Here is a 14,158-nt window from a genome sequence, read left to right as displayed (position 1 = left end):
GTCCTGGGGTGGCGGCGGAGGCGGCTTCTCATCCGGCGGTGGAGGCGACTTCGGTGGCGGCGGCGCCTCCGGGCGCTGGTGAACACAAGAGGCCGAGCCATGACAGACCACCTTCCTCCACCCCCACACGCGCTGCGACGCGCCTGGTACCACCTCTGGCTGGACGCCAGCGACGCCCGCCAGCGCATCACGCCCGCTGGCCTGCGGCGCCTGGAGCAGGCCGTTCGCGACAGCGAAAGCCGCCACCGGGGCGAGCTGCGCGTGTGCATCGAAGGTGGTCTGGGGCCACTGGCCCTGTGGCGTGGCGTGCAGGCCCGCGACCGCGCCATCGCCCTGTTCAGCGCCCTGCGCGTGTGGGACACCGCCGACAACAACGGCGTGCTGATCTACCTGTTGCTGGCCGAGCGCCGCATCGAACTGCTGGCCGACCGGGGCCTGAGCGAGAAGGTGCCCGCCGGCGTCTGGGCCGACATCAGCGCCACCCTGAGCCAGGCCCTGCAGCGAGGCGACTTCGAGTGGGGGCTGCAAGAGGCCATCGAGGCCGTCGGGGCGCTCTTGCGCACCCACTGCCCCCGCCTGCCGGCCGACCGCGATGTCAACGAACTGCCTGACGCCATCGTCCTGATCTGAGAGACTCTCGCCCCATGAGCACCCCCATGAAGCTGGCCGAGATCCAGCCTTTTTTCGCCACCCTGCAGGCGGCCAACCCCGAACCCAAGACCGAGCTGGAATACAGCTCACCCTTCGAGCTGCTGGCCGCCGTGCTGCTCTCTGCCCAGGCCACGGACGTGGGCGTGAACAAGGCCACGCGCAAGCTGTTTCCCGTGGCCAACACGCCGCAGCAGATCCTCGACCTGGGGCTGGAAGGCCTGAGCGAACACATCAAGACCATCGGGCTCTACAAGAGCAAGGCCAAGCACCTGATGGAGACCTGCCGCATGCTGGTCGAGCTGCATGGTGGCGAGGTGCCCCACAGCCGCGAAGCGCTGGAGGCCCTGCCGGGCGTGGGCCGCAAGACCGCCAACGTGGTCCTGAACGTGGCCTTTGGCGAGCCGACCATGGCGGTCGACACCCACATCTTCCGCATGGGCAACCGCACGGGGCTGGCCATCGGCAAGACACCGCTCGAGGTGGAGCTCAAGCTGCTCAAGCGCATCCCGGAGCCGTTCAAGCTGCACGCCCACCACTGGCTGATCCTGCATGGGCGCTATGTGTGCCAGGCGCGCAAGCCACGCTGCTGGGAATGCAGCGTGAGCACCTGGTGTCACTTCAAACCCAAGACCGCGGCCCCGGGCTGACGCTCGGACTCAGGCCGCGCGGCGGCGCCCCACCACGGCCACGCCCAGCAGGCCGACCAGGGCCAGGCCCATGGTGCTGGGTTCGGGCACGGCGCTCACCGAAGCGGCAAAAGCGTTGCCCAGGGTCTCGTGCACGATGGCCGTGGGGTGCACCTTGTCGAAGAGGAAGTAGGTGTCCGGGTCGCTGCACAGGGTGGCGCCGGACGAGCCGACCGCCCCCAGGTAGGAGCCCGTCCAGCAGCTGCTGCCCAGGGTGCCGCCGTTGGCGGCAATCTCGCTGCGCAGGGTGGTCAGGGCCGCATTGGTGTCGAAAAAGTGCACCGAGGCATCGGTCGCGGCCTGATCGAAAGCGCCCAGGTAGCTTTGCACAGCCTGGTTGAAGCGCTGGGTCATGGCCGACAGGCGCTGACGCGTGGCCTCATCGGCCGTAGCGCCATAGATGGTGAAGGAAAAATCGGCCAGGTCGGGCACGAAGAACTCCCGCGCGCCGGCCGCATAGAGGCTCTTGACCTCGCCCACGATGTTCGTGATGGCGGCGGTGGCCGCGGCCGTGATCAGGGCCGAATCGTTGCTGGCCAACACCGACAGGAAGTCGTTGCCACCGCCCCAGACCATGTAGAGCGCCGAAGCATCGAGCGCGCCGCCCTTTTCGGTGATGTAACCGCTGACCTGCGAGGCCATGCCCGTGTTCGCCATGACAGACGCGAACACCGAGGTCGCGGTGAACTGGTTGCCCGTGCCGGTCAGGGCGCCGCCGTAGGCGCGGTCGTCCAGGCCAATGCCCAGGGACTGGGCCATGACCTCGGCCGCCACCTGTCCGTTGGTGAAACGGCCATCGTAGTAGGGCGCCCCTGGCAGCTTGAGCGTGCTGCTGAGGGACTGCAAGGCGCTGTAGGCGTTGCCGTCGTCCGAAAGGCTGTCACCAAACACAACGAGCTGGCTGTAGGCCTGGGCCGAGGTGGCGCTCAGGCCCGCGATGAAGGCCAGGCTGGCCGAGGCGATCAGGTGACGCACTGACATGGAGGGGCTCCCTTTGCGGATTCTTGGATCGTGAAAACCCAGACCTTATCACCGCCTCGGCGCCTGTTGAATGCAGGCCATCCCCCTGTTCAGGAGCCCTCTTTGGGGTGAGCGAGCCCGTCCTGGACGAGGGGATAACGCAAACGCAGGCGCAGTTCGTCTTTCAGGCGCCTGTTGAGGAGGCGGCGCGATTCGCCCATGAAGCTCATCTGCATCGGGCTGAGCTGGGTGGCGGCCTCGGCACGGCTCAGGCGCGGGGCCCGGGGCAGGCCGAAGTGGTCGGCCACCCAGTCAAAGTGATCGCCCATGCGCAGGTCGGTGTCGTCACAGACATGGAACACCCGCCCAGGGCGGCTGCGCCACAGGGCCAGCATGCAGGCGCGGGCCAGGTCATCGGCGTGGATGTGGTTGGTGTAGACGTCGTCTTCCGGGCGCAACAAGGGGCTGCCACGGCGCAAGCGCTCGCGCGGGTCACCGCCGACCCGATCGAGTGCATAGATGCCGGGGATGCGCAGGATGCCCACCCGCGTGCCCTTGGAGGCCACCATCTGGCGCCCGAACCAGCGCAGCCGCGCTTCCGCATCAACCCGGCGGCGGGCCCGATCGGTGGCAGGCGCCACGGTGCGGGTCTCGTCGAACACCGCACCTTGGGCATCCCCGTAGACGCCGGTAGTGCTGCCGTACACCAGGCTGCGCAACGCGCCCCGCCGGGCCAGCGCCTGGGTGAGGTGTGCCGTGCGCGGGTCGGTCGCGCCCTGTGCAGGCGGTGGCGCCAGGTGCAGCACGCGGTGGGCCAATCCGCCCAGCCGGGCCAGGGTGGCCGCGTCATCGAGGTTGCCCACCAAGGGCACCAGACCCAGGGCGCGCAGTTCGGCGGCCCGCGCCGGCTGCGACGTCAGGGCCAGCACGCGCACACGGGGGCACAGCAGGCGGACAGCCCGCACCCCCACATCACCACAGCCCACGATGAGCACGCGCTGCTGGCGGAAACGGGCATGTCGGGAGGGCACAGGGTTGAACATGGTCAAGGGGGATGTGAACAATGCCAAAGGCCAGCCAGGGTCTGGCCAGACTGAGCGAAAATCAGCCCTCCATTGTCACCGCCTGGCACCCACTGCGCCCCGCGCGCCGCCCGGCGGTTGCCCCGCTTCCGAGATCGACCCCATGAGCCTGACCGTCTCCCTCCAGCCCAGTGGCCGTGAATTCAGCATGCAGCGCGACGAGACCGTGCTGAGCGCCGCGCTCAACGCCGGCATCGGCCTGCCTTACGGCTGCAAGGACGGCGCCTGTGGCTCCTGCAAGTGCAAGCTGCTGGAAGGCCGCGTCATCCACGGCGCCCACCAGGCCAAGGCCCTGTCGGCCGAAGAAGAAGCCGAGGGCTGGCTGCTCACCTGCTGTGCCACACCGCAGACCGATCTGGTGATCGAGGCCAAACAGGTGGTGGGCCTGGGTGACCACCCCGTGGTCAAGATGCCCACCCGCGTCACCAGCCTGAGCCGCGTCGCGCCAGATGTGATGGTGCTGCGCCTGCAACTGCCGGCGAACAACGCCTTTGGTTTCCGGGCCGGCCAGTTCATCGAGTTCATCCTGAAAGATGGCGCCCGCCGCAGTTACTCCATGGCCAACGCGCCGCACGCGGTCAAGGAAGCCGGCGTGCTCGGCATGGAACTGCACATCCGCCACCTGCCGGGCGGCCTCTTCACCGACCACGTCTTTGGTGGCCTGAAGGAGAAGGACATCCTGCGTGTGGAAGGCCCCTTCGGCACCTTCTTCCTGCGCGAAGACAGCGATCGCCCCATCGTCCTCCTGGCCTCGGGCACGGGCCTGGCGCCCATCAAGGCCATCGTCGAGGAACTGCGTCACCAGGGCCTCACCCGCCCGACCACGCTGTACTGGGGCTGCCGCAGCCTGGCCGACCTCTACCTGCACGACTGGGCACAGCAGCAGGCGGCAGAGTGCCCCTGGCTGACCTACGTGCCGGTGCTGTCCGACGCGAAACCGGACGACGCCTGGACGGGCCGCACCGGCTTCGTCCACCAGGCCGTGCTGGCGGACCTGCCCGATCTCTCGGGCCACGAGGTGTATGCCTGTGGCGCGCCCATCATGGTGCAATCGGCCCAGCGCGACTTCGTGCAACAGGCCGGCCTGCCCGCCGAACACTTCTACGCCGACGCCTTCACGAGCGAGGCCGACAAGCACGGCGCCTGAACACACCCATCCCCATCACGGAGACCAGACCATGGCCTACGACACCCAGAACGCCTTCGCCAAGATCCTGCGCGGAGAGATCCCCTGCTTCAAGCTGCACGAAGACGCGCACACCCTCGCCTTCATGGACATCATGCCGCAGGTGGCCGGCCACGCCCTGGTCATCCCCAAGGAAGCGGCCACCACGCTGTTCGAGCTGTCCGAGGAGGCCGCAGCCGCCGTGATGCGCACCGTGCGCAAGGTGGGCGCGGCCCAGCAGAAAGCGCTGGGCGCAGAGGGCATCGTGCTGATGCAGCTCAACGGCGAAGCAGCCGGCCAGAGCGTGCCGCACTTCCACATGCACGTGATCCCGGGCTCCATCGCCGACCTGCGCAAGCCGCACGCCGCCGTCATGGGCAACATGGACGAGATCAAGGCCCTGGCCGACCGCATCCGCGCCGCCCTGGCCGACTGAGGCGACGCTCAGGCGCCCAGGTAGGCCGCCTGCACCTGGGGGTTGCCCAGCAGTTCGCGGGCAGGGCCTTCCAGGGCCACTTCGCCGGACTCGAGCACGTAGGCCCGGTCGGCCATTTCCAGCGCACGGTGGGCGTTTTGCTCCACCAGCAGCACGGTCACGCCCTGCTTCGACACGTCGCGCACCACCTCGAAGATCTTGTCGACCATGATGGGTGCCAGGCCCATGGAGGGCTCGTCCAGCAGCAGGAGCTTGGGACGGGCCAGCAGCGCGCGGCCCATGGCCAGCATCTGCTGCTCACCGCCCGACAGGGTGCCGGCCAGCTGCTTGTGGCGCTCTTTCAGGCGCGGGAAGCGCTGGTAGACGGCCTCGGTGTCGGCGTCGACGTCCTTGTCCTTGCGCAGGTAGGCACCCATGCGCAGGTTCTCGTCGATGGTCATGCGCGTGAAGATGCCGCGGCCTTCGGGCACCATCACCAGGCCCTGCGAGACCAGCTCCCAGGGGCCCTGGCCCTTGAGGCTGCGCCCCATGTACTGCACCTCGCCGGTCTTGGGCGCCAGCAGGCCGCAGATGGCCTTGAGCGTGGTCGTCTTGCCGGCACCGTTGGCACCGATCAGGCTGACCAGCTCGCCCTCGAAGAGTTCGAGGTTGAGGTTCTTGACCGCCTGGATGCCGCCGTAGGCCACATTGAGCTGGCGCACGGACAACAGGGGGGTCTTGGCTTGAGAAGGAGTGGTGCTCATCGGATGGGGTCAGACAGTCGGCTCATGGGCCGTGCCCAGGTAGGCAGCGATCACGGCAGGGTGGCGTTGCACCTCGGCGGGGGTGCCGGAGGCGATCAGCTTGCCCTGGTCGAGCACGGTGACATGGTCACACAGGCCCATCACCAGCTTCACGTCGTGCTCGATCAGCAGCACGGCGCGGCCCTGGGCGCGGATGCGCTCGATCAGCTCACGGAGTTGCACCTTCTCGGTGGCGTTCATGCCGGCGGCGGGCTCGTCGAGGGCCAGCAGCTTGGGCTCGGTGGCCAGCGCACGGGCGATCTCGAGGCGGCGCTGGTCGCCGTAGCTCAGGGTGCGGGCCGTCTGGCCAGCCTTGTGGCCCAGGCCCACGAACTCCAGCAGGGCGCGGGCGTCCTTGGTGATCTGGTGCTCTTCGGCCACGAAGGACTTGCTGCGCCACACGGCGTGCCACCAGCTCACCTTGGTGCGCACATGGCGACCCACGCGCACGTTGTCGAGCGCGGTCATGTCGGCAAACAGGCGGATGTTCTGGAAGGTGCGCGCGATGCCAGCCTTGGCCACCTCGTGCACCGCCGTCGGCTTGTAGGGCGTGCCGGCAAGTTCAAACCGCCCCGTGTCGGCCGGCACCAGGCCGGTGATCACGTTGAAGAAGGTCGTCTTGCCCGCGCCGTTGGGGCCGATCAGGCCATGCACCTGACCGGGCTGGATGCTCAGGCCCACATCGCTGAGCGCCTGCACACCACCGAATCGCTTGGCCACACCGGCCACCATCAACAAAAGCTGGCTCATGCGCGGCCTCCTTCCTGGCCACCGGGGATGAGGCGGTCTTCCTGCCTCGGTGAGGGCCACAAGCCACGGGGGCGGGCCAACATGATGCCGATCATGGCCAACGCGATCAGCAGCTGGCGCAGGATGGCGGCGTCGAGACGACCGCCGGTCATGGACTGCAGCGGGCCAGCCACCTGGCGCAGCACCTCGGGCAGGGCCGCGAGCAGGAAGGCGCCCAGGATCACGCCGGGGATGTGTCCCAGGCCACCCAGCACCACCATGGCCACCACCAGCACCGACTCCTGCAGGCTGAAGGACTCGGGCGACACAAAGCCCTGGAAGCTGGCGAACAGCACGCCCGACACGCCCCCAAAGGAAGCGCCCAGGCCGAAGGCCAGCAGCTTGAGGTTGCGCGTATTCAGGCCCATGGCCTTGGCGGCGATCTCGTCTTCACGGATGGCCATCCAGGCACGGCCCAGGCGGGAGTTGTGCAGGCGCATGCAGACCACCACGGCCAGCACCACCAGCCCCAGGAAGAGGTAGTAGTGCAGCGTGACAGGCGGCAGGGCCAGGCCACCGATGTGCCAGGTCTCGCCCAGGTTGATGCCACCCACATGGATGGGGTCGATGCTGTTGATGCCCTTGGGGCCGTTGGTGATGTTGATCGGCGCGTCCATGTTGTTCATGAACACGCGGATGATTTCACCAAAGCCCAGGGTCACGATGGCCAGGTAGTCGCCGCGCAGCTTGAGCGTGGGCGCACCCAGCATCACGCCCGCCAGCGCGGCCACGCCGGCACCCAGCGGCACCGCCACCCAGATGGGCGTGTGCAGGCCATTGGGGAACATGGCGGCGATCCAGGGCACGTTCTCGGTCAGGTGGGGCGAGCCCAGCAGCGCGAAGAGGTAGGCTCCCACAGCATAGAAGGCGATGTAACCCAGGTCGAGCAGGCCGGCAAAGCCCACCACGATGTTCAGGCCCAGGGCAAGCAGGATGTAGAGCAGGGCCGTGTCGAGGATGCGGACCCAGGCCTCGCCAAAGCCCTGCATCAGCACCGGCAGGATGGCCAGCGCGATGGCGGCGCCCACGAAGGGCAGCAGTCGTTTTTGCGTCATGGTGTGAGAAGGATCAGGCGCGGTCGGCCACGCGTTCGCCCAGCAGGCCCTGGGGGCGCAGGGTCAGCACGAGGATGAGGACGGCAAAAGCGAAGATGTCCTGGTAGTTGCTGCCCAGCACGTTGCCGGTCAGCTCACCGATGTAGCCCGCGCCCATGGACTCGATCACGCCCAGCAGCACGCCGCCGACCATGGCCCCACCCAGGTTGCCGATGCCACCAAAGACCGCTGCCGTGAAGGCCTTGAGGCCGGGCAGGAAGCCCATGGTGTGTTGCACCGAGCCGTAGTTGGCCGCCCACATCACCCCCGCCAGCGCGGCCAGGCCAGCGCCGATCATGAAGGTGGCAGAGATGACCTTGTCAGGCTGCACGCCCATCAGTTGGGCAACCCGCGGGTTCTCGGCGGTGGCGCGCATGGCACGGCCCAGCCTGGTGCCGTGGATCAGTGCCATGAGGGCCGTGAGCGTGATGGCCGTCACCACCAGGATCATGATCTGAACCATGTTGATGGTGGCACCCATGACCTCGTAAGGCTCATCGGGCAGCAGGATGGGATACGGCTTGTAGTCCGGCTTCCAGATGATCATGGCCAGGGTCTGCAGCAGCAGCGACATGCCCATGGCGGTAATCAGGGGTGCCAGGCGCGGAGCCGTGCGCAGTGGCCGGTAGGCCAGCTTTTCGATCAGGTAGTTCAGCGCCATGCAGACCAACACGGCCGCGATCAGCGAGATGAGCAGGATCAGCCATCCCGGCAAGCCGCTTGCGCCCAGGGCGGTCACGACCGTCCAGCTCACAAGGGCACCGACCATCAGCACCTCGCCATGGGCGAAGTTGATGAGGTTGATGATCCCGTAGACCATGGTGTAGCCCAGGGCGACCAGCGCATACATGCTGCCCAGCACCAGACCGTTGATGAGTTGTTGAATGAAGGTGTCCACGGGGCTCTGTTTAAGCAAAAAGCCCGCCAGCTTTCTTGCAGCGGGCGGGCCGAGGGGAAAGGCCTGGGCCTCATCCGTTCAGGTGTCCGGATTATCGAACACTGGCGAGCAGCCGTGTCCGATGCGCCGAACGGGCGCTTCTCGTTTCTCAAAAGATCGACGGCAGGCGCAGGCTGTCGACCGTCCAGCGGATGAGCTTTTGCTTGAGGCCCGTGTAGGGCGGGAAGAACATGCGGGCCATCAGCACCGGGCCGGACTTGAGCACGGCGCGCTCGTGCGAGAAGGCCTTGAAGCCGAACTCGCCGTGGGCGCTGCCAATGCCGGAGTTGTTGACCCCGCCAAAAGGCAGGTTGCCATGGGCGTAGTGCAGCACACAGTGGTTGATGGCCACGCCGCCGGAGCTGGTGCGCTCGATCAGGTTGCGGGTGCGCGCCTTGTTCGTGCTGAAAACGTAGAGCGCCAGGGGCTTGGGCTGGGCGTTGATCTGGGCCACCACCTCGTCGAGCTGGGTGTAGGTGAGGATGGGCAGCACCGGCCCGAAGATCTCGTCCTGCATGATGGCCGCGCTGGCGGGCACCTGCTCCAGCAGGGTCGGGGCGATGTAGCAGCCGGCCACGTCGACCTCCCCACCGGCCAGCACCTTGGCCCCCTTGTCCTGGGCATCGGACAGCAGGCCGGCGATGCGCTGGGTGTGGCGCTGGTTGATGACGCGGGCAAACGAGGTGCTCTGGCGCTGGGCCTCGGGCGTGGCACCGAAACGCTCGGCGATCACCTCGCGGGCGGCCGCCACGAAGCGGTCCTTGACCGAGGCCTGCACGTAGACGTGGTCGGGCGCCACGCAGATCTGGCCGCAGTTGGTGAACTTGCCCCACAGCAGGGCTTCGGCGGCCAGCTTGATGTCGGCGGTTTCGTCGACGATGACGGGCGACTTGCCCCCCAGTTCCAGCGTGACGCTGGTGAGGTGCCTGGCGGCCGCGGCCATCACCACCTTGCCCACGGCCGGAGAGCCGGTGAAGAAGATGTGGTCGAACGGCAGGTCGAGCAGCACCTGAGAGGTCGGCAGGCTGCCCTCGAACAGCGCCACCTCGTTGGCCGCGAAGACCTCGGCGATCACCTCGGCCATCACGGTGCTGACGGCGGGCGTCATCTCGGAGGGCTTGAGGATGGCGGTGTTGCCGGCGGCCAGTGCCGAGACCAGGGGGCCGAAGCAAAGGTTGAGCGGGAAGTTCCAGGGCGCGACGATGAGCACCCGGCCACGCGGCTGGTACTCGATCCAGCTGCTGGTGAAGGCAGTGGCCATGGTGGGCCACACGCGCTTGGGCTGCGCCCACTTCTTGAGGTGGCCGATGGTGTGGCGGATCTCGTCGAGCACCGGCATGAACTCGGTGGCCTCGACCTCGGCCGAGGGCTTGCGGTAGTCCTTCAGGAAAGCCGCGTAGAAGTCCTCTCGGCGGGCCATCATGGCCGTGCGCAGCCTTTTCAGGCGCGCGATGCGCTCGGCGATGGTCGACTGACGCCAGGCCAACGAGGTGGCGAGCTGGGACTGAAAGACCCGCTGGATCTCGGCCGGGTCGGACTCGCCGGTGTGGGGGTCGACAAGGTGCATCATGGGTCGGTTCATCCTGGGTCTCCGTCAAACATCAACAGCGGGTGAGGGCCCGCCAGGGCGTCAGGTCTTGCGGGTCTTTTTGGCCGCAGGGCGCGAGGTGGCCACCTGGGTGGCAGGCGCCTTCTTGGCGGCAACCTTCTTTTCAGGGGCCTTCTTTTCAGGGGCCTTCTTCACAGCGACTTTCTTCTCGGCGACTGTCTTCACAGCGACCTTCTTGGCGTCCACCTTCTTGGCGGCCACTTTCTTCGCTGCATCCTTCTTGGGCGCAGCGGTTTTGGCCACGGCCTCTTTGACTGCCACGTCCTTGGCCGCCACCGCGGGCTGGGCCGCACCCAGGCTGGCCTGCAGCAGGCGGGCGGTCAGGTCGTTGAGCGAGACGCCCTCGGCGGCAACGCGGTCGTGCAGCTGCTTGACCAGGGCCTGGGGCAACTTGGCGGCAAAGGGCACCAGCCCGGCGAGCTGGTCGAGTCGGCGTTGCTCGCGGCGGTCGATCAGGGCGGCGGCACCGGCGGCAAAGCGTTCGGGCGAGCCCGCCTGACGCATCTGGCCGACGATTTTGAGGCCCTTGTTTTTCGCGAGATCGGTCTTTTTCATGGAGAGGGAGTGCTGCCTGGCAGGACAATGTCGAACACGGCGGACCGTATTTGAATACAGTCCGCTTCACAATCCTGCGATTGTGCACCGCCCATGCAAGATGCACGGTTTCCTGCACGACACACGCCCCTCCGGACCTTCCCTGCCCCGCCTTCTCGGGCCCGCTTTCCATGCAACAGATCACGTTCGAACTCCGCGGTGAGTTCATCACCCTGGACCGCCTGCTCAAGGCCACCGGCCTGGCCGAAAGCGGGGGCCGCGCCAAGATGATGGTGTCCGAAGGCCGGGTGCAGGTCGATGGCCGCGACGAGGAACGCAAGACCGCCAAGATCCGCGCCGGCCAGGTCGTGGCCTTGCACGGGGTGCGGATCAGGGTGATCCCGGAAGGCGAAGGCGAACCGGAAGGCGACGCCCAGGCCTGAGGCTGCGCCTTCACCCTGTCTGCCCCGCCCCTGTCTCGTCATGACACAGGGCGAACCCGGTTCTGTTTCAAATTGACCCGGCGCACGATCAGCGCATTCCCATCCGGAGCGCCTCGCCATGCCGAACATCTTTGAACAGGACCTGCCGCGCAACGCGGCCAACCACACGCCCTTCACGCCGCTGTCCTTCATCGAACGCACGGCACTGGTCTACCCGGAACGCCTGGCCATCGTGCACGGCGCCCTGCGGCAGACCTGGGGCGAGACCTACGCCCGCTGTCGCCGCCTGGCCAGTGCCCTGCTCGCCCGCGGCATCGGCCTGGGCGACACCGTGGCCGTGATGCTGCCCAACACGCCGCCCATGGTCGAAGCCCATTTCGGCATCCCCATGGCCGGGGCCGTGCTCAACACGCTCAACACCCGGCTCGACCCCGAAGCCCTGGCCTTCATGCTCGACCACGGCGAAGCCAAGGCCCTGATCGTCGACCCCGAATTCGCCGGCGTGATGGCCAAGGCCCTGGCCCTGCGCACGCGCAGCGAGCCCATCCTGGTGATCGACACCGAAGATGCGCTGTATGCCGGCAACGGCCAGCCCATCGGCAGCCTCGGCTACGAGGACCTGCTGGCCGAAGGCTCGCCCGACTTCGCCTGGCAACTGCCGGAAGACGAATGGCAAGCCATCAGCCTGAACTACACCTCGGGCACCACGGGCAACCCCAAGGGCGTGGTCTACCACCACCGCGGTGCGGCCACCAACGCCATCTCGGCCATCCTGGAGTGGGACATGCCCAAGCACGCCACCTACCTGTGGACGCTGCCCATGTTCCACTGCAATGGCTGGTGCTTCCCCTGGGCGGTGGCAGCGCGCGCGGGCGTGAACGTGTGCCTGCGCCGGGTCGATCCCAAGGCCATCTTCGATGCCTTCCGCGACCATGGCGTCACGCATTACTGCGGCGCGCCCATCGTGCACGCGGCCCTGGTCAACGCCCCGGCCGAACTCAAGGTTGGCCTGCAGCTGAAGGACAAGCCGGTCAAGGCCATGGTGGCCGGCGCCGCGCCCCCCGCGGCCATGATCGAGGGCATGGAGGCCCTGGGCATCGAGCTGCTGCACGTGTACGGCCTGACCGAGGTCTACGGCCCGGCCTCGGTCTGCGTGCAGCACGAGACCTGGAAAGACCTGGACGTGGGCGAGCGCGCCCGCCTCAATGCCCGCCAGGGCGTGGCCTACCACCTGCAACGCAGCGTGAGCGTGATGGACCCGCTGACCATGCAGCCCGTGCCGGCCGATGGCGAGACCATGGGCGAGATCATGTTCCGCGGCAACATCACGATGAAGGGCTACCTGAAGAACCCCAAGGCCACGCAGGAGGCATTTGCGGGCGGCTGGTTCCACACGGGCGACCTGGCCGTGATGTACCCCGATGGCTACGTGAAGATCAAGGACCGCAGCAAGGACATCATCATCTCGGGTGGCGAGAACATCTCGTCCATCGAGGTGGAAGACGTGCTCTACCGCCACCCCGCCGTGATGGCCGCCGCCGTGGTGGCCAAGCCCGACGAGAAGTGGGGCGAGACCCCCTGCGCATTCATCGAGCTCAAGCCGGGCGCACAGGTCACGCCGGAGGACATCGTCCGGCACTGCAAGGCCCACCTGGCCGGCTTCAAGGTGCCCAAGGCCGTGGTGTTTGGCGAACTGCCCAAGACCTCGACCGGCAAGATCCAGAAGTTCGAGTTGCGCAAGCAGGCAGGCTCGGCCAGCGCGATCAACGTCTGAGCCGATCGCCCAGGCTGGCCAGGCCGCGCTCGGGTTCGCTGAAGGCGCGGCTCAGGCGCTGGGTGGCCTGGAAGACGCGGCGCCTGGTCTCGTCCTTGTCGAAGGACACGCCCATGCGCAGGACGATCAGCTTCTGGCTGGGCACCATCACCACGTACTGCCCCATCAGACCGCTGAAGTAGGCGACGTCGGTGGGCATGCCGGGCGGCATGTCGGCGGGCTGGTGCAGCCACAGTTGCCCGCCGTAACCCGGGTTGGCCGGCGAGGGCGTGCGCATGAAGCGGATGTAGCTGGCCGGGATGCGCTGCACGCCCTGCCACTGGCCGTCCTGCAGGATGAGCTGGCCCAGCTTGAGCCAGTCGCGCGGACGCAGCACGGCGCGCGAACCGCCCGAAGGCGTGCCGGCCACATCGGCCTCGACGAAGGCGCCACGCATGCCCAGGGGCGTGAACAGGGAGGCGACCTGGTGATCGTGGGCGCGCTGCGCGTCGTCACCCAACACGCGCTTGAGGCTGCGCGCCAGCAAGGCGCTGTCGCCCGTGGCGTAGTTGAAGCGCGTGCCGGGCGTGGCCGCCATGGGCTTGGCCTCGACGAAGGCACCTTCGTCGGGCTGGCCAAACACCATGTTGGACACGTCGCTGAAGCCCGCGTGGCCCTCGAACCAGTCCACGCCCGAGGCCATCTGCAGCGCATCGCGCCAGCGGACGGGCGGCCGATGACTGCCTTGCCAAGCGGGGACGGGCAAGGCGTCATCCAAGGCCAGCAGGCCTTCGCCCAGGGCCACGCCGGCCCACAGCGCCGTCACCGTCTTGGTCATGGACCAGCCCAGCAGCGGCATGCCCGGCCCGTATCCCTGGGCGTATCGCTCGTGCACCAGGCGCCCGTCTTTCACGACCAGCACGGCCAGGGTGTTCTGGCGGGTCTTGGGGTCGGTGGCGGGCTCGTCGAACAGGGCATCGCTCACCTGCTGCAGGGCCTGGGCCTGGGCGCTGCCGGCGTGCAAGGGCTCGGGGGCGCCTTCGCCCAGGGGCCAGGGTGTGGCCCGTTGGGCGGCCGTGAGCGGCGGCAAGACCGGGCCTGACCTGGGGGCCGAGGCCTCCCAGCTGGCGCGGTCGACGTCCGGCGTGAGCAGGGTGCAACCGGCCCCGGGCCGGTAGACCGCCACGCGCTTGAAGGACGTGAAGGGCAGCCAGGTGTCGACCTACATCAACCTGTT

Annotated in this window: 15 protein-coding genes; 6 read left to right on the top strand and 9 right to left on the bottom strand. The window is 67.7% G+C overall.

What is annotated here, in order from left to right:
* The first annotated feature begins 99 nt into the window (after nt 1–99).
* Entirely contained in the window at nt 100–630 is a 531-nt protein-coding gene (locus QZ994_RS14395; RefSeq protein WP_290872948.1) for a TPM domain-containing protein, read from the top strand.
* Between the two features lie 26 nt (nt 631–656).
* Nucleotides 657–1,298: an endonuclease III gene (gene nth / locus QZ994_RS14390; protein ID WP_290872951.1), complete on the top strand. Its 642-nt coding sequence runs from the start codon at nt 657–659 to the stop codon at nt 1,296–1,298.
* A gap of 9 nt (nt 1,299–1,307) precedes the next feature.
* Here the strand turns inward: nth and QZ994_RS14385 are convergent, their stop codons facing one another.
* Nucleotides 1,308–2,318 carry an SGNH/GDSL hydrolase family protein gene (locus QZ994_RS14385; RefSeq protein WP_290872945.1) on the bottom strand — a complete coding sequence of 337 codons (1,011 nt, stop codon included), beginning with the start codon at nt 2,316–2,318 and terminating at the stop codon, nt 1,308–1,310.
* An 89-nt stretch (nt 2,319–2,407) separates the two neighbouring features.
* Nucleotides 2,408–3,340 (bottom strand): SDR family NAD(P)-dependent oxidoreductase, encoded by a 933-nt coding sequence (locus QZ994_RS14380; RefSeq protein WP_290872942.1) that lies wholly within the window; start codon nt 3,338–3,340, stop codon nt 2,408–2,410.
* A 142-nt stretch (nt 3,341–3,482) separates the two neighbouring features.
* Here QZ994_RS14380 and QZ994_RS14375 point away from each other — a divergent pair, with 142 nt between their 5' ends.
* Complete coding sequence (locus QZ994_RS14375) at nt 3,483–4,526, top strand: CDP-6-deoxy-delta-3,4-glucoseen reductase (protein WP_290872939.1); 1,044 nt, start codon at nt 3,483–3,485, stop codon at nt 4,524–4,526.
* Between the two features lie 31 nt (nt 4,527–4,557).
* On the top strand, nt 4,558–4,980 hold the full coding sequence (locus QZ994_RS14370) for an HIT family protein (RefSeq protein ID WP_290872937.1): 423 nt from the start codon (nt 4,558–4,560) through the stop codon (nt 4,978–4,980).
* 8 nt (nt 4,981–4,988) lie between these two features.
* On the opposite strand, the gene QZ994_RS14365 is transcribed toward QZ994_RS14370, so the two are convergent.
* From QZ994_RS14365 to QZ994_RS20045, 6 genes are all read right to left on the bottom strand, one after another.
* Nucleotides 4,989–5,723 (bottom strand): ABC transporter ATP-binding protein, encoded by a 735-nt coding sequence (locus QZ994_RS14365; protein WP_290872934.1) that lies wholly within the window; start codon nt 5,721–5,723, stop codon nt 4,989–4,991.
* A 9-nt stretch (nt 5,724–5,732) separates the two neighbouring features.
* A complete protein-coding gene (locus QZ994_RS14360; protein ID WP_290872931.1) occupies nt 5,733–6,512 on the bottom strand; it encodes an ABC transporter ATP-binding protein in 780 nt (259 codons plus the stop codon).
* On the bottom strand, nt 6,509–7,606 hold the full coding sequence (locus QZ994_RS14355; RefSeq protein WP_290872927.1) for an ABC transporter ATP-binding protein: 1,098 nt from the start codon (nt 7,604–7,606) through the stop codon (nt 6,509–6,511). Before QZ994_RS14355 ends, QZ994_RS14360 begins: the two co-directional genes overlap by 4 nt.
* A gap of 13 nt (nt 7,607–7,619) precedes the next feature.
* On the bottom strand, nt 7,620–8,543 hold the full coding sequence (locus tag QZ994_RS14350; protein ID WP_290872924.1) for a branched-chain amino acid ABC transporter permease: 924 nt from the start codon (nt 8,541–8,543) through the stop codon (nt 7,620–7,622).
* A 148-nt stretch (nt 8,544–8,691) separates the two neighbouring features.
* Nucleotides 8,692–10,164 carry an aldehyde dehydrogenase family protein gene (locus QZ994_RS14345; RefSeq protein ID WP_290872921.1) on the bottom strand — a complete coding sequence of 491 codons (1,473 nt, stop codon included), beginning with the start codon at nt 10,162–10,164 and terminating at the stop codon, nt 8,692–8,694.
* A gap of 48 nt (nt 10,165–10,212) precedes the next feature.
* Nucleotides 10,213–10,746 (bottom strand): hypothetical protein, encoded by a 534-nt coding sequence (locus tag QZ994_RS20045; protein WP_367172320.1) that lies wholly within the window; start codon nt 10,744–10,746, stop codon nt 10,213–10,215.
* Nucleotides 10,747–10,916: 170 nt separating this feature from the next.
* Between QZ994_RS20045 and QZ994_RS14335 the strand changes: the two genes are divergently transcribed.
* Entirely contained in the window at nt 10,917–11,168 is a 252-nt protein-coding gene (locus tag QZ994_RS14335; RefSeq protein WP_290872918.1) for an RNA-binding S4 domain-containing protein, read from the top strand.
* A gap of 118 nt (nt 11,169–11,286) precedes the next feature.
* The gene (locus QZ994_RS14330; protein WP_290872915.1) at nt 11,287–12,942 is read left to right on the top strand and encodes an acyl-CoA synthetase; all 1,656 of its coding nucleotides are present in this window, start codon (nt 11,287–11,289) and stop codon (nt 12,940–12,942) included.
* Here QZ994_RS14330 and QZ994_RS14325 read toward each other — a convergent pair.
* Nucleotides 12,932–14,107 (bottom strand): serine hydrolase, encoded by a 1,176-nt coding sequence (locus tag QZ994_RS14325; RefSeq protein ID WP_290872912.1) that lies wholly within the window; start codon nt 14,105–14,107, stop codon nt 12,932–12,934. The genes QZ994_RS14330 and QZ994_RS14325 overlap by 11 nt on opposite strands.
* Nucleotides 14,108–14,158 lie beyond the last annotated feature (51 nt).

It is taken from the genome of Aquabacterium sp. (assembly GCF_021768455.1).
Taxonomy (GTDB): Bacteria; Pseudomonadota; Gammaproteobacteria; order Burkholderiales; family Burkholderiaceae_C; genus Aquabacterium.
Note: the sequence above shows the minus strand (reverse complement) of the source record. Positions and strands in the feature narration are given on the sequence as shown.

Excerpts from the sequence above, each read along its gene's own strand:
- QZ994_RS14395 (WP_290872948.1), top strand. The coding sequence starts at position 100 with ATGACAGACCACCTTCCTCCACCCCCACACGCGCTGCGACGCGCCTGG.
- nth (WP_290872951.1), top strand. The coding sequence starts at position 657 with ATGAAGCTGGCCGAGATCCAGCCTTTTTTCGCCACCCTGCAGGCGGCC.
- QZ994_RS14385 (WP_290872945.1), bottom strand. The coding sequence starts at position 2,318 with ATGTCAGTGCGTCACCTGATCGCCTCGGCCAGCCTGGCCTTCATCGCG.
- QZ994_RS14380 (WP_290872942.1), bottom strand. The coding sequence starts at position 3,340 with ATGTTCAACCCTGTGCCCTCCCGACATGCCCGTTTCCGCCAGCAGCGC.
- QZ994_RS14375 (WP_290872939.1), top strand. The coding sequence starts at position 3,483 with ATGAGCCTGACCGTCTCCCTCCAGCCCAGTGGCCGTGAATTCAGCATG.
- QZ994_RS14370 (WP_290872937.1), top strand. The coding sequence starts at position 4,558 with ATGGCCTACGACACCCAGAACGCCTTCGCCAAGATCCTGCGCGGAGAG.
- QZ994_RS14365 (WP_290872934.1), bottom strand. The coding sequence starts at position 5,723 with ATGAGCACCACTCCTTCTCAAGCCAAGACCCCCCTGTTGTCCGTGCGC.
- QZ994_RS14360 (WP_290872931.1), bottom strand. The coding sequence starts at position 6,512 with ATGAGCCAGCTTTTGTTGATGGTGGCCGGTGTGGCCAAGCGATTCGGT.
- QZ994_RS14355 (WP_290872927.1), bottom strand. The coding sequence starts at position 7,606 with ATGACGCAAAAACGACTGCTGCCCTTCGTGGGCGCCGCCATCGCGCTG.
- QZ994_RS14345 (WP_290872921.1), bottom strand. The coding sequence starts at position 10,164 with ATGAACCGACCCATGATGCACCTTGTCGACCCCCACACCGGCGAGTCC.
- QZ994_RS20045 (WP_367172320.1), bottom strand. The coding sequence starts at position 10,746 with ATGAAAAAGACCGATCTCGCGAAAAACAAGGGCCTCAAAATCGTCGGC.
- QZ994_RS14335 (WP_290872918.1), top strand. The coding sequence starts at position 10,917 with ATGCAACAGATCACGTTCGAACTCCGCGGTGAGTTCATCACCCTGGAC.
- QZ994_RS14330 (WP_290872915.1), top strand. The coding sequence starts at position 11,287 with ATGCCGAACATCTTTGAACAGGACCTGCCGCGCAACGCGGCCAACCAC.